The organism is Limisphaera sp. VF-2 (assembly GCF_049537125.1).
GTDB lineage: Bacteria > Verrucomicrobiota > Verrucomicrobiia > Limisphaerales > Limisphaeraceae > Limisphaera.
Genome location: NZ_JBMVQY010000002.1, coordinates 233329 through 248193, shown reverse-complemented (window position 1 = coordinate 248193; position 14865 = coordinate 233329). Strand labels below are relative to the sequence as shown.

The 14865-nt window shown below is 64.3% G+C and carries 6 protein-coding genes; 5 read left to right on the top strand and 1 reads right to left on the bottom strand.

Going from position 1 to position 14865, the window contains the following annotated elements:
* Positions 1-264: 264 nt before the first annotated feature.
* A complete protein-coding gene (locus tag ACPDIT_RS08355) occupies positions 265-1521 on the top strand; it encodes a class I SAM-dependent methyltransferase (RefSeq protein ID WP_423442745.1) in 1257 nt (418 codons plus the stop codon).
* Positions 1518-2573, top strand: a complete 1056-nt coding sequence (locus ACPDIT_RS08350; RefSeq protein WP_423442744.1) for a small ribosomal subunit Rsm22 family protein — start codon at positions 1518-1520, stop codon at positions 2571-2573. The genes ACPDIT_RS08355 and ACPDIT_RS08350 overlap by 4 nt, the downstream gene beginning before the upstream one ends.
* On the opposite strand, the gene ACPDIT_RS08345 is transcribed toward ACPDIT_RS08350, so the two are convergent.
* The gene (locus tag ACPDIT_RS08345) at positions 2570-10465 is read right to left on the bottom strand and encodes a lamin tail domain-containing protein (protein WP_423442743.1); all 7896 of its coding nucleotides are present in this window, start codon (positions 10463-10465) and stop codon (positions 2570-2572) included. The genes ACPDIT_RS08350 and ACPDIT_RS08345 overlap by 4 nt on opposite strands.
* Before the next feature lie 426 nt (positions 10466-10891).
* On the opposite strand from ACPDIT_RS08345, the gene ACPDIT_RS08340 reads away from it, so the two are divergent.
* The 3 genes from ACPDIT_RS08340 (at position 10892) to ACPDIT_RS08330 (ending at position 14529) form a co-directional block, all read left to right on the top strand.
* Positions 10892-12166, top strand: coding sequence for a hypothetical protein (locus ACPDIT_RS08340; RefSeq protein ID WP_423442742.1), 1275 nt, complete (start codon positions 10892-10894; stop codon positions 12164-12166).
* A gap of 426 nt (positions 12167-12592) precedes the next feature.
* Positions 12593-13819, top strand: coding sequence for a hypothetical protein (locus tag ACPDIT_RS08335; RefSeq protein WP_423442741.1), 1227 nt, complete (start codon positions 12593-12595; stop codon positions 13817-13819).
* A gap of 35 nt (positions 13820-13854) precedes the next feature.
* Positions 13855-14529: a polysaccharide biosynthesis/export family protein gene (locus ACPDIT_RS08330; protein ID WP_423442740.1), complete on the top strand. Its 675-nt coding sequence runs from the start codon at positions 13855-13857 to the stop codon at positions 14527-14529.
* Positions 14530-14865: the final 336 nt, after the last annotated feature.

Here is a 14865-nt window from a genome sequence, read left to right as displayed (position 1 = left end):
TTGCCGGAAACGAGCAGGAACAAGTTCCGGTGCAGGTGCCGGGCAAGCAGGGCCCGTCTCCGTGGTTGAGCCCCGAAAGCAGGGGTTCGAAAGCAATGGTGTTTTCCCTCCTTTTCCCCTGCTGAGGACCGCCGGAAGCCGCCCGGCGCTCGGAGTATCCCAAAACCCGAGATGCGCCACGGGAAGAACGAGCGGTTTGTTTGGGCCTGTCCTTCATGCCGCGCCGGCATACAATGCCGTCTCGTGACCGGAGCCGATCCGCTTTTGCAACGCTTTCTCCGGGCCGTCCAGCAGAGCTGGGCGGACGGAACCTTTGTGCGCCTGCTGGTGACACGGCCCGCGGATGCCACGGAGTCCGCCCCGGCGCGGCGCATCGTTGGTCGACTGATCGAACTGCGCGGCCGACCGCATCTTTCGCTGACGGCACGCGAGGGCACGCAGGATCGGACCTGGAACCTGGCTCTGGGAGAAGCCCTGGAATGGTTGGCCGGCCAGTTGCAGGTCCACCGTTGCGGCGCGCTCCTCGGCACCGTCCACAGGGACTGGCAGTGGCAACCCACCCGCAACGGCCCGCGTCTGGTCACGCATCGTCCCGCGCAAACCGAGATTCCGCCCCGCGTCCACGACCAACCCAAGGCCTCCTGGCTGGGGCCCGCCGCCCGGGACTGGTTGCATGCGCTGGGGCTGGTGGACGCCCGGGGTCGGCCCCGTCCCTCCATGATCTCCAAGTACCACCAAATCGAGCGATACATGGAAATCGTAAGCCATCAGGCCCGCGCCTGTGGCTGGCTGAGGACGGAGTTGCCCTCGGACGCGAGGTCCTCCGTCGTCTCGCCCCGTCCGGCAGAGCCGCCCACAACACCTCTGCAAATCGCAGACCTCGGCTGCGGCAAAGGCTATCTGACATTTGCCCTGTGGCATCTGTTGCACCGTGTGGCCCGTCGCCCGGTGCGGGTGCTGGGAATCGAGAGACGATCCGAGCTGGTCCAGTCCGCCCAACGAACCGCGAAAGACCTCGGGGCCGAAGGCCTGGAATTCGTCTGCGGAGAAATCTTCGATTGTCCACTGCCGAATCTGGACATGCTCGTGGCGCTGCACGCTTGTAACACGGCCACCGACGCCGCGCTGCTGCGCGGCATCGAATGTCAGGCCCGCTTGATCCTGGTTGCTCCCTGTTGCCACCAGCAGGTGCGTCCCCAGCTCCGGGCACCGCCCCTGTGGGCGCCCCTGCTCCGGCACGGCCTTCTGGCCGAGCGATTCGCAGAGTGGATCACGGACGGTCTCCGTGTTTTGTTCCTGGAGTGGGCCGGCTACGAAGTGAAGGCCATCGAGTTTGTCTCCTCCGAACACACGCCGAAGAACCTGCTCCTGGCCGCCGTGCGCAGGCACCCACCCTTCACCGACCCGACCCGGCGCGATGGCATCCTGGCCCTCAAACGAGAGTTTGGCATTCGCCATCACGCTCTCGATCCGCTCCTGGTCCCGGAGCAGCTCGCCCCTGGCGCCCATCCCCGGCCATGAACCAACTCCCGGAAGTTAGTTGGAAGTCCCTGCACCGCTTGCGGGCGGCATTTCTCCAACCGGGGCCGCCCCTGCCCGACTACTGGGAAAGCGAAACAGACCTGGAGGGTTACGATGCCACCTTTGCCCAGCGCATCGGTTGGAAGTGGGATTATGTGCTGGAAGAACTCCGGCGCCGGGGCTGGTCACCGCCGGCCGGACAGGTCCTCGACTGGGGTTGCGGCACCGGCATCGCCAGCCGGGCGTTCCTGGACCATTTCGGCCCCGGTTCGGTCCAGGTGCTGTGGCTCTGGGATCGCTCCGGTCTGGCCCGTGCGTACGCCCGGCGCCGGGTTCACGCGAAGTACCCGGGGTTGGAAGTACAGGTCGGCCTGGTCGAACGACCCGACCTGCTCCTGATCAGCCATGTGTTGGGCGAGCTGAGTCCGCCCCAGATCGAACAACTCACCCATCTCGTGGCCCGCGCCACCGCGACCGTCTGGGTCGAACCCGGCACCTATGAAGCCAGCCTCACCCTGATTGCCGTCCGCGAAAAGCTTCGCGCCACGTTGCACGTCGTGGCTCCCTGCCTCCACCGGGAACGCTGCGGCATCCTGGCACCGGAAAACGAGCGCCACTGGTGTCACCACTTCGCCCCGTCCCCGCCCGAGATTTACACGGATCCGTTCTGGGGACGGTTCGCTCATGAAATGAACATCGATCTTCGCAGCCTGCCGGTCAGCTTCCTGGTGTTGGATCGGCGCCCTGCACCCGCCGTCCCTCCGAATGCGGTCCGGGTCATCGGCAGGCCGCGCGTTTACAAGCCTCATGCCCTGATCCTGGCCTGTGACGCCTCCGGCGTTCGGGAATACCGATTGACCCGGCGTCGGTTGCCGGACGCGTATCAGAGACTCAAGAAGGGTTCGTGCGATCCCCTCCAGCAATGGCAGCGTGAGGGAGACGAAATCCTCGAGGTTCGGCCGTTTCCCGACAACGTCGGGTCCGAGGGATTGGCATGCTCCAATGCTTCAGCCGCGGAAGCACGGGCAAATTGCGGGCCCGGCTCCGACTAGGGCGCCAGTCGAACCCGGTAGAACGCCTGTCCCGGCGGCGGGTTCGTATCCACCCACACGAACGGCAGCGTCGGGGTTTCGTTCGTCTTCAAGGGTTGCCAGACTGCGCCCGAGATGGCCGCGGCCCGCTCCAGCACATAATCCGGTCCTTCCTCCCCTGACACCTGGAAACAGGGCCATCCATTGGTCCACCCCAGTATGCGCAACTGCGGCGGGGCTGGCCGAGTCACCACGATTTGGAAGCTCTGGGTGGCCGCCAGCGCCGGGACGCCATCGTCCCGAACGCTCCAGCTCACCGGATGCGACGTGCCCGCGTCTGCCATTCCCGGGCGCCACGAGAATCGCCGCGTGTTCGCATCGAAGGTCGCGCCCGACGGGGCACTGAGCAACTGCAGGAACAGATTCTGGGGCGGCAGATCCGGATCCGCCACAGCCGCTGTCACTTGGACGGTTTGCCCGGCCCGCACGGTGACATCGGGCTGCGGGGCGAAAGCCGGAGGTTGGTTGACTTCCAGCACGGTGAGCGTCAGCGGGTGCGTGGCACTGGCGGGCGGTTCGCCGTCGTCGGTGACGCGCACCGTGACGAAATAGGTGCCGGGCCCCTGGAGCTCCGAAGGAGTCCAACTCAGCAGTCCGGTCTGCGGGTCCACCGTCAATCCGGCCGGCGCGCCCGGATCCAGCGAGAAGGTCAGGCGCTGGGCTGGCTGGTCCAGATCGGAGGCCCGGGCCTGCAGAGTCCACGGCACCATCTCCGGCAAGCTTGTCGATGGCAACGCGCCGAGTGTCGGTGGATCGTTTACCTCCCGCACGGTGACCTGGAAACTGCGGGCATCGCTCAAGGGAGGCGTGCCGTCGTCGGTAACCCGGATGGTCACGGTGTAAGTGCCCGGCCCCTGCGGCTCGGCGGGAATCCAGCTGAAAACGCCGTCCGAGGAGATGGTCGCTCCGTTGGGCGCACCGGGATCCAGGGTGAACGTCAAACCTTGGGCCGGCACGTCGGGATCGGTGGCCGTTGCCCGGAAGGTGAGAAGGCGATTCTCGTCAGCCGTGCGGTCCGGCAGCGGATCCAGTGCGGGGGGACGATTGGTCTGAGCCAATCGGTTGGGCGCCCGTGGGGTCGGGGTTTCGAACCGGACCACGGTTCCGGCCCCGTCGGGGAAGCGTCCCTCCGAAACGTCGGTGGTTTGGGCCCCGAACGTCACGGCGTCGATGAGGGTGCCATCCGCGCCGAACAGGCCGATGGCCTCGCCGGACTTGCTGAGGGCAAAGTTGACATGCAGATCCGGCCGATCCGACCGGTTCTGGTTGCTCTCGTTATCCGCCCACACCAACAAGTACCCCCGCGGCGGAATGACATACTGTCCATTGTCCGGGATCCGGAACTGGAACTTGTTGGTAAGGTTGTCGGTCAGATAATAGCCGCCCAGGTCCGCTGGCACCTCGCCGGCGTTGTAAAGTTCGAACCAGTCTTCGTATTGACCGTCGGCCGCGTCCGCCAACGTGGTGACGTTGTCGGCCATCCATTCGTTGATGTACACCTCGATGGGAAGGCTGGCCGGGTTGTTCGACGCGCCCGGGGTGGGCACGGTCAGCACGCGCCGGCCACTGACCCGCCCATCCGGGACGCCGCCGTAACTGCGCCCGACGGTCTGAAGACTGTAATGCAGGTAATCCAGCACGTTGGTGCGGCCGCTTTGGACGTAGACCAACGCCACCGTGCCCGTGCCGGGAGAGATGCGGAAGTTCGCATGCCACTCGCTGGCGTTCCCCTCTCCGGGCTCTCCGTCCAGCCAGACCAGTGCGAACTGGCCCGGCTGCAGCGTGGCCCCGGCCGGGAAGGACCAAAGCGTCGGCAGGGCATAATTGGTGGTCAGGTAAAAGCCCGAAAGGCTCACCGGATTGGTGCCGCCGTTGAACAGCTCCACCCAGGGATCATACTCACCCGCTCGGTCCCGCACCGCGTTCGTGATGGCCGGACTGTTCAGCACCAACAATTCGTTGAGCCAGAGGGTGGGAAAGGCGGGCAGGTTGGTGCGCACCGAGTTGACGGCGCCCGGGGTGGCCAGAGCTGCGCCTCCGCCCGTCCCGGAGGGAACCACGTCCAATCGCATGGCCCAGACCAGGTCACTACTGTTGGCGCTGGTCTGGTGGACTTCCACGGCCAGGATGTTGGTGCCCGCAACCAGGGCAGTGGCCGGAAGCGTGTAGGGGCCCTCGATCACTGCATCACCGACGACGCGATTCGCCAGCGTCGCATACACCGGGGTCCCGTCCGGCATGCCAATGCGGAACAGTTCCTGACCGTTCAAATACACCACGGCCCCATCATCGACCAGGCAGCTCAATTGCAGCTGAACGCCCGACAACGGCCCGTTGTAAACGAAGGCGGTGCGGAAGTAGAAGGCGGTACGACCGCTGTTGTCGGCCAGGGGCGTCCGAATCGGCTCCGGCAAACAGTTGCACTCCTCGTCTGCCAGGACCCCGGCGCCGGAGGGCCACGCAGAGGCGTTGTAAGACGGGGCCTTCCAATTTACCCCGTCCAGGTTGTCAGTTTGATTGTAACGCCAGGTGGATCCCCAATCGACCACGCGCACCGGCCCGGGGACATTGGTGTCCACGGTCACCGCGGCCCAGTTGGCCACGCGGTTGTTGTCCTGCCGGGGATCCATGAGTTGCAGGGATGGCCCGCCTCCGTCGGCCGCTGCCGGCCAGGGCGGATCATCATCATACGTGACCTCGTCGATGACCTCGTCCAGGTCGGGCGTGGCGCCGGGCCGGATCAACGTGAGGGTTTCCCCCCCGCGGTCGAAGCTTCCCTCGATCAGCCCGGCAACCGGAATGTTCATGCCGTAAACCCGGGCGAACACCTCCGGATTCCGCACCAACACCACGAAACCACCCGGCTCCAGGATCGTGCCCGGAGCCATGGTGGCATCGAGTCCGTTGAGCCGCCACCGCGACAGGTCATAAGCGGTGTTGGTGGAAAGGTTGTGGATCTCGAGGAACTCGGCTTCTGGCACGGCCGGATGGTACATGATCTCGTTGATGACGATGCGGCCCTGGGGCGGCTCGACCACGCCATTATAGGTGATCGTCAGCGTCGGGGTTGTCCCGCCCACCGGCTGGCCTTTGTTGTTCCAGCCCTGCAACACAAGGTTGTTGACGCCGGGCTGCAAGGCGATCCGCAGGGTCCAGTTCGTCACACTCGTCCACGTGGGCTGCACGGGCATGCCATTCACCGTAAGGGTGGCGATGGTGATGGGCGCGCGGCCGCTGATCGTGATGAGATTTCGGTTGGTCACAAAGCTCGTCGGACCATCCACCGTGAAGGGCGCGGCAACATTGACCAGTTGATTCAGAATGTAATTGCGCCGCGCGGCGACATAGTCCTTGAGCCCCTGGGGATTGACGGCCGACACGCCGGCACTGATCAGCCCGCTGTACACACGGTCCACTCGACTGGCGAACGTGGCGGCCTGCAGCGGGCCGCTCAGCGCATCCTCAAAGGCTCGCCAGTACGCGCGCTGGAATTCCGGAAAGGCCCGAAACCGGTCCAGCACCGGCTCGTTGCTGCCAAACAGGGCCTGCTCGGGACCGGTGCCGCCCACGTGGAACACGAAGTCAATGTCCCACGGCAACAGCACCCAGGGGCCGCGCTCCGGCTTGTACGCATACATGTTTTTCCCCCGGGAAAACCCGTAACTGTCCCAATTGCCCACAATGCGCTCCATGGCGAGGATCCGCATCCATTCCTCGACGTCCACCCGCGTGGCCACCTGGGAACGGTACGGCTCCGGTTGGACCGCATTCATCGCGTCCACCAGCGCGAGCAGATTCGTGAAGTCATTGGCCGATTCCCGCACGGCACGCGGCCGCCAGGTCCAACGGTACCGGGCAATCTTTTTGGCTCCGCCCGAGGTGGTGAAGTTTTCCAGTGTCGCATCCACGTAGCCGAGCTTGTTGTCGCCGGAATTGTCGAATTCGAACCAGTCCTCGATCTTGTGCAAACTGCCGGCGTCGTCGTCCGGGAAATACTGCCAAACCACGTCGCGATTGGGTTGTTGAGCGTCCTCGTACACCAAACCGCGCTGCTGGCCATTCAGGAATACACGAATATGCCGCCGGTGCAGGTAGGGTGCCCCCAGTTTGCGCCCGATCCAGAAGGCGGTTTGTTCGCCCTGATAGGTCGGATCACTGTCCAAGTTGCCCACGGTGGCCAGCACGAAATCATCCGTACCCAGGACCAGGTCATCCTTCGGCAGGTTCACTTCGTAATCGCACAGGTTCCCCAGCGGACCGTTGTAGCCGGGCGTGTGCCAGGGACTGCCACTGTACAGGGTCCCGGCGTTGTAAACCACGCGGGTGTCGGCATACACAAAGGTGCAGTCCAGAGGGTGATTGCTTTGTTTTTCCCGCGCTGACCAACGGTTCACGTTGCTTTGCGTCATCCAAATCCGGTAACTGGCCAGGAGCGGTGCGCTGGCCGGCTCCCCGAAGCGGACGAGGCATTCCCGTTGCGGCGCGCCCTCCGGAAACCGCCGGCTGGCGGGCGGGGCTCCCGCATCGGAGGTCTCCAGGTAAAACGCCACCAGTCGGCCGGCCGGCTGGCCGGGGATGGTCGCCGAGAAAAACCCCGCGCCGCGATAAGTCATGGGCACCGCGGTGTAGTTGGTATCGGGATCGACACGATACCGGAGCGTGGCGGCGGCAAGGCCGTCGGGATCTTCGATGTAAGCCGTGACCGTCACTGCCTGGCCGGCGGCGGGCAGCACCGGCCCATGCGATACTTGTGCAATCGCCGGTCCCGCGTTGAGGCGGAACTGCGAATTGGTGCGGCCGGGCGTGCCCAACGCCCCCGTGGCCAGGGTGGGCCCCGTGGCTTCCAACCAATTGCCCCACAGGCGGAGGAGGATCTCCGGATGTCCCTTGAGCCAGCGAACCCGGGCGCGCAGCGTGGCCACGGAGCCCGGCGAAAGTGTTTGCGTCAGCGGTGCACGCACCCGGTTGGCGCCCGTATCCCCCCGGTCCGAAGCCACAATGCGAAGGCAGCCGCCGCTGAACCCGCCGGTGGGTTCCCACCGCGTGTCCTGGTGCGTGCCCTGCCAGAACCAGCCGTCCGCACCGGCATCGAACGTGCCATTCGGTACCACGTTGCCCCCGCCCTGGGGAATGACCTCGACATTGTCCACCAGGCACTCGCCCGCTCCCAACAACAGAATCTGTAACTGGCTGGCATTGGCCATGGCCCCCAGGTCCAGCACCCCGGTGTGCTCGACCACGGCCCATGCGCTCTTCCCCGTTTCGTCACTGTCCGCCCAGGCCTCGGGCAGATTCCCGTCCACGCGCGGATCCGTTCGTTCGAGACTGCTCCCGCCGCCATCCGCCCACCGGGCCCAGCGACCTCCGTCCCGGTACCGGACCTCGTCCACCGTGATGTGAATCTTGTTTGTAATCACGACGCCCTGGGAATTGGTGGACACCAGATCATCAGGCATCTGCAAGCGGACGACATCCCGCTGGTTGCCCAGACGGCCCGCGTAATCACCGAGCACGCGAGCGGGATCGAGGTTCGTATGGACGGACAGCAGTCGCGTGCGGTTTCGCGCCACCACCAGGTGCCCGGCGGAGGGCAACAGGGTGCCCTGGGGAAAGTTAAAACTGATGCCCCCGCGCAGTCGCCAACCGGACAGGTCCACTGCCTGCGATCCCCGGTTCCACACCTCCACAAACTCCTCGTCGTCGTCTTCGCTGATGGGATGGTAATAGAGCTCGTTGAGGACCACCGGGCTGGTCAAGGGGCGCGCGTTCGCCTGACCCGGCGTCGGCTGGGTCAGGCGGCGGAACGAGGGCGCCCCGTCCGGGTACCGGCCACAAGAGACCCCGTTCTGCTGGGCATCGAAGCGCACCACGTCAATGACGCGGCTCCCATCCGGGGTAAGCAGATAGACGGTCTCGCCGGCCGCGTTCAATGCAAAGCCCATCTGCAGCTCCGTGAAGCTTACCCATCCCAGCGGCGGCAGCGTCGTGCCTGCCGGGATACGGAATTTGTTGGTCGACGGGTCGTCTGTGAGAATGCAATGGCTGAGATCCACCACCCCGCTGCCGTAATTGAACAGCTCCACAAAGTCGAACCAGGGCGCATCGGTGTGCGCCAGGATCTCGTTGATCATGAGGGTGGCCCAGGGATGCGAGGTGGGCACGTCCCGCACCCCCGGCGAACCGCCCACGCGGTCACTGGCGGTCCATGCCCAGGGATCATCCTCTCCATACGAGGGACGAGCCAGCACCAGCGAATGGCCTGCGCCATCCGCGGCCACCGGCCAGGGATCCGCATCGTCGTAGTTCACCTCCAAAAGAACTGCACCCAACTCGTCGCGCAGCCGAATTCGCCCCCCTCCATTCGGCAGGACATTCATGGGGTCGGCATTGGCGTTGGTCAGGGGACCCAGCACGCCCGTCAGACCATAGACAGCCTGGACGTCCGCAGGATTGGCTGCGACAACCAGGTATCCTCGTGCCGGCAGTGTGGTTCCGGCCGGGAACGTATAATCCACGTCGCCGCTCAGGCGATACCCGCCGAGGTCTTCCGCCCACAGTCCGCTGTTGTAGATCTCGATGAATTCGAGGTTGCGTCCATCCGGCCGATTGGTGGGGTGGTACATGATTTCGGTAATGGCCAGGCTGGTCCGCCGGCTCGAGGGCCCGGGCGGTTCGTTGGTTCCCCGCACCACGCCCGGAGCCAACGGGGTGTAGCCCAGCGTAAAAGTCTGCTGGCTGTTGGGCGGAATCGTGTTGGGATTCTGGGCCCGGTCGCGGACGTTGTTGACCGTCAGCACGTAAATGGGGCCGGGCGTCATCGGGGTGGTCCGAAGCGCCACCGTCGCAGGATCTTCCAACAGAATCACGTCCAGGACACCCACCCCGTGGCTGAGCGTGTAATTGCCTGCATTACCCGCGGATGCGGGCTCCACCGGCTCGGAAAAGGAGACCATGAGCAACGTGGGATCGCCCAGGTTCCGCACCCCGGTCAGCGTGGGCGGGTTGGTATCGGCCAGCACTGTCAACACGGCAGCGGCACTGTTCGTCCAGCCGTAGGCGTTCGTGACGGCGCAGACAAAGACACTGCCGCTGTCGGAGAGCCGTACGGGGCCGAACCACAACGCGGCCGAAGTGGCCCCGGGCAGGTTCGTGCCGTTTCGTTTCCACTGATAGGTCGCCCCCAGTGCCCGCGCCAATTCGACGCGGAACCCTGCCATGCCGCCTTCGACCACCGTCACGTTGGTCGGTTGCACCGTGATCACGGGGGCGCCCAAGCCGTAAGGAATGCATCGGGACGCGGGAATCGGCTCCTCGATGGTGCCATTGGGCAACTGCCAGCGCACCGCCAGATTGTCGCCGCCCCAGCCTTCCTTCATGAGGGCCTCGATGTAATACCGCTGGCCGGCCGTCAGCGGGATCAGGCTCGAGCTTTGCCCGGGTTCCACGGTCCACGCACGCGGCGGTGTCCACCCCTGAACCTGGGCGATCAGGCGCTTGTTGGCGGGATTGTCGTCCGTGCTCAGGTACAACTGCGAGGCATCGTCACTGGCGATCCAGAACCGGTAGTTGCCCGTCGCCGGCGGTACGATCAGGGCCTGCAAACGCTGCCCGTACATGTCATACACGTCGGTGGGGGTCTCAAAAACGTTCGTGAGTACCTCTTCGAAGGTGGGCTGATTCGGGAAGGTCGGCGCGTTCGTGAGGTCGGCCACCGAGACGCCCCCTCCGATGTCCAGCCAGACCTGCCGCAGGATGCCCATGGTGGGCTGTGCCCCCACGGGGTTCGTGGTGACAAGCAACCAGACGGCGGCAAACCCACACGTTCGACCCAACCGCACGAGATTCGTTGTCATGAATCGGACCTGTGCTGTTCGACACTGCCCGGCCAGGTTGCCATGCCCGCGGTTTCGGTGACAATTCCGGCACGTGACCGTGGTTTGTGCTCGTCCCCCAACCCGTCCACCCGGACGGCAGCGTTCGTTCCTCGCGCCCGGGCGATGGAGGACCACCAGATCGAACCACGATCCACCGTTTGGCCGGTGCACGAACTCGCTCGTCCCTTCAGGCACCAACCCCATGGAATATCGGCCAAAACTCCGTCCGCCTTGAACGGTTTTTTGAACCGCTGCCGGCCGGGCGCGCCACCCGCGGGTCCTGCCCGAGGCAATGCGATTGACGCGGCAACGCGGCTGCGGTTTTCTGGGACCGGTTCGACCGTGAGAACCTGACGCAGAAAAACCCGGACTTGTTCAATCCTCCAACCCTCACAGACCACTCGCATGAACACCATCCACGACTTGAAGACGGTCAAAGGTAACACCCGGGCCAAAGTCGAGGCCGAACTCAGCCGTACAGGCGGGCTGCTGCGACTGGCGCCCTGCTGGGTGCCGCGTTCCTTCCTGCAGCCCGGTCTGCGGTTGAAATTGCATCCCGACGACATCTACGCCTTCGGGGCCCATCGGGGCGGGATCGACGAACGCTGGTTCGCCTCCACGACGGAGGCGGCCAACGAGGGACGCCGCCCCGACGAGGGCCTCTCCTACGTGGTGGTGGGCCGGGAACGATTCACCCTCCGCAAGGCCGTGGAAGACTGCGGCGCCACCCTGGTCGGTCGGGACATTTGGAAGAAGTACGGCCGCTGGCCCGTCTACTCCAAGTTTTTCGACAACATGGGGCCCATCCCCCATCACATGCACCAGAACTTCAAACAGGCCAAACTGGTCGGCCAAGAGGGCAAACCCGAGGGCTACTACTTCCCGCCCCAACACAACCCCGTGGGTAACAACTTCCCCTACACCTTCTTCGGCCTGGAACCGGGCACCACGAAAGACCAGGTCCGCCGCTGCCTGGAAAACTGGAACCGGGGCGACAACGGCATCCTGGACCTGTCGAAAGCTTACCGATTGAAGCCCGGCACCGGTTGGTTGGTGCCGCCCTGCATTCTCCACGCCCCGGGCAGTCTCTGCACGTACGAACCGCAGTGGGGCAGCGACGTCTTCGGCATGTATCAGAGCATGGTCGAAGGCCGTTATGTTCCCTGGGACCTGCTGGTCAAAGATGTCCCCAAACAATACCACCGGGACCTGGATTACCTGGTCAATCAGCTCGACTGGGAGGGCAATACCGATCCCAACTTCAAAGATCATCATTACCTGGAACCGATCCCGGTGGCCGACACCGCCAGGGAAGGTTGGGAGGACCGCTGGATCGTGTACGGCCGGATCGATGGCGTCCAATACTTCACCGCCAAGGAGCTGACCGTGCAACCCGGGGTGCGCTGTACCATCCGCGACAACGGTGCCTACGGCTTGATTTGCGTCCAGGGCACCGGCCGCATCAACGGTCTGCCCCTGAACTCACCCAAGCTCATCCGCTTCCATGAGTTGACCGAGGACGAGTACTTCTGCTGCGAAGAAGGCGCACGCAACGGCGTCTGCTTCGAAAACACCAGCCAAACCGAGCCGCTGGTCTGCCTTCGATACTTCGGACCGGAGGTCAATCCCGATGCGCCCGAGGTCGGCGACCACCGTCGCCTCACTCACCCGAGAGCCTGACCCGTGTCGCTCACGCGGGGCCCCGCTTACAACATCGAAGGGCGAACCCTCGAAGGCTGCCGAAAACGTCCGCCCGTCGCGGTTGGATTCTCGGCCTCCGCAGCAACGGGCAACTCTCTGGAAATGTGCCTTTTCCTGCCCACCTTGGGAACCGTCTTCTCCGCGGAAGTCCCCTCGCCAGGTCGCGGTCTTTTCCGACGGCCACCCCGGCCCCGGCGCTCCGGCGACAAGCGAACGCTTGCCAACTTCCGCCTCGCCAGCTATTCCACTGGGGACGGACAGCACCAAGTCTCTATGCTAACACCATTGCACGGCGAGCGTCAGACAGCGTCGGAGTCGCCCACCCAAACTGCCCCCGCCTCCGTGTGCCACGCGCCGGGCCGACCCGGGAAGCGTCGGGCCCCGGCCCGGCCGTGGGCTGCATGTATGGCCCTGGGATTGAGCAGTACCACCCTATGGGCCCAGGACGCCCTGCAAACCGCCATCCAGCTCGATCGCTCCTATGAGCAGCGCAGCACCGGACGATTCCTTCCCCCGGAAGAAGGCCTGCGCACCGGCCCGGTCACCTACGCGGTCACTCTGGGGTACGGGCTGGAGTTCAACGACAACATTTTCTACCGCCGCCACAACCGGGAATCCGACTGGATCCACACCCCGCAAGCCACGGTGCGCGCCACCTGGCAGGCCACCAAGGATTCCGTGCTCAGCGTCGGCACCGGCGTGGGCTACCGCAAATACATGGACCACAGCGACCTCGATCGCTTCTATGTCACGCCTGATACGGCCCTGTTCTACGATCTGCCGGTGCGCGACTGGGTCATCACCCTGTACGAACAAGCCAGCTACTCCACCGACGTCCTGAGCCAGGGCGCACTCAGCGGTCAGGCAGAATTCCCCCGATTCGAGAACACCGTCGGCTTCCGCGCCCTCTGGCTGCCGGACCAATACGTGGTTGGCTTCGGCTATGCCCACTACAATTTCGTCTCCGACGGCGACCGCTTCGAATATCTTGATCGGGCGTCCGAACAGGCGTTCGTTCGCCTGGGTTATCGTTGGGCAGAGCTTTCCCAGTTCGGCATCGAGGTCAGCGGCGCGTTGACGCAGTTCTCCTCCGAACTGCGTGGCGACAATCGGAACCTCAGCCTCGGCCCCTACGTCATCTGGCAGATCACCGAGGCCACCGACCTCACCCTCCGCGGAGGAACGACCTACTACGAATTCGATGCCGACGCTTTTACGCCCCGCGACCGGAGCCTGAATTCTTGGTACCTGAGCCTGGACGCACGAAACCGGCTCACCGATCATTTGGTCCACAGCCTTTCCGTCCAACGGCTCGTCCAACAGGGAGTCAACCGCGGGATCGGTTATTTCAGCGACTTCATCGAAACCCTGAATGCCCAGTACCGCGCCACCTGGGCGTTCCACGAACAGGGTACGGCCGGACTGGATCTCTTCTACGAGCACAGCTCCGAGCCCCGGGGCGGCGTGGATGAAGTCTATGACCGCTACGGCATCGGCCTCAGCACCCGCTGGCAGTTTACCCGACATTTCTTCGCCAGCGTTGCCTACCGGTTTACTTGGAAGGACTCCGAAACCGACACTTTCGACTACCGCATGAACCTTGCCAGCCTCCGGCTGGACTATCGTTTCTGACCTGAACCCCCGAACCCGACACCCTCACACGCTCTATGAAAGCCACGACCTCTCCGCAATCCGGTCGCCCACCCGGCGACACACACACCCGCGCCGTTGAAACCGGTGGCATTCTCTGCCGCTTGGTCGCCTTGACGCTGGCTGTGCTGTTGACCGCCTGCCAAACCACGCCCCCCTCGGCGGTGACCAATCCTCCCACGGCAGAACCGTACACCTCGACCGTCCTTACCGAGGGCGACACCATCCGCGTGGCCTTCGAAGCGGATACCAACCTGACCACCGTCGCCAAGGTGCAGCTCGACGGCACAGTGACGCTGCCCCTGATCGGGGCCGTAAAAGCTGCCGGGTTGACCCCGGAACAGCTGCGCGCCGATCTGATGAAGCGTTACGAAAAGCTGCTCAGCATCAATGAGCTTACCGTGGCCGTGTTGGCCTCCTCGGCCAGTGTGTATGTATCCGGTGCTGTCCTCAAACCCGGCCGCATCCCTTTGGACCGTCCCATGACCGCTCTTGAGGCCATCATGGAAGCCGGCGGGTTCGATCTGCGCCGTGCCAAGCCCAGCGCCGTCGTCGTCATCCGAAAAGAAGACGGCCAGCAACGCCACTACACCCTGAACCTGCAGAACGCGCTGCGGGGCCAGGATCCCACTCCTTTCCATCTCAAACCCTTCGACATCATCCACGTGCCCGAGAAGCGGTTCAATTTCTAACGCGCCATTTGCCAAAGCGCACTTCGTTCAGCCACGCGCACTCAGCAGACTGTCGAACCCACGAGTGCCTCGAGGCTCGTGTCCCGGGAGCGCCTCCACCTCCGCAGGAGTTTTTACATATTTGCCCCGTTTCAAGAGCCTTCCAACGATGGGACAAACCACTTCCCATGGGTCCGGTCCCGGTGGCGTTGACGAGGAGCGAAGCCGCGGGAACGCATTCTCGAAAAACGTTTTCCGAGGGAAGGCGCCCGGCAGGCACACGGGTTCACGCAGCGGTTTCCGTGCTTTCATCTTTTGGAATCCGCACCTGCCGGAAGAACCGGGGGGAAGATCGAC

Excerpts from the sequence above, each read along its gene's own strand:
- ACPDIT_RS08350 (WP_423442744.1), top strand. The coding sequence starts at position 1,518 with ATGAACCAACTCCCGGAAGTTAGTTGGAAGTCCCTGCACCGCTTGCGG.
- ACPDIT_RS08345 (WP_423442743.1), bottom strand. The coding sequence starts at position 10,465 with ATGACAACGAATCTCGTGCGGTTGGGTCGAACGTGTGGGTTTGCCGCC.
- ACPDIT_RS08340 (WP_423442742.1), top strand. The coding sequence starts at position 10,892 with ATGAACACCATCCACGACTTGAAGACGGTCAAAGGTAACACCCGGGCC.
- ACPDIT_RS08335 (WP_423442741.1), top strand. The coding sequence starts at position 12,593 with ATGGCCCTGGGATTGAGCAGTACCACCCTATGGGCCCAGGACGCCCTG.
- ACPDIT_RS08330 (WP_423442740.1), top strand. The coding sequence starts at position 13,855 with ATGAAAGCCACGACCTCTCCGCAATCCGGTCGCCCACCCGGCGACACA.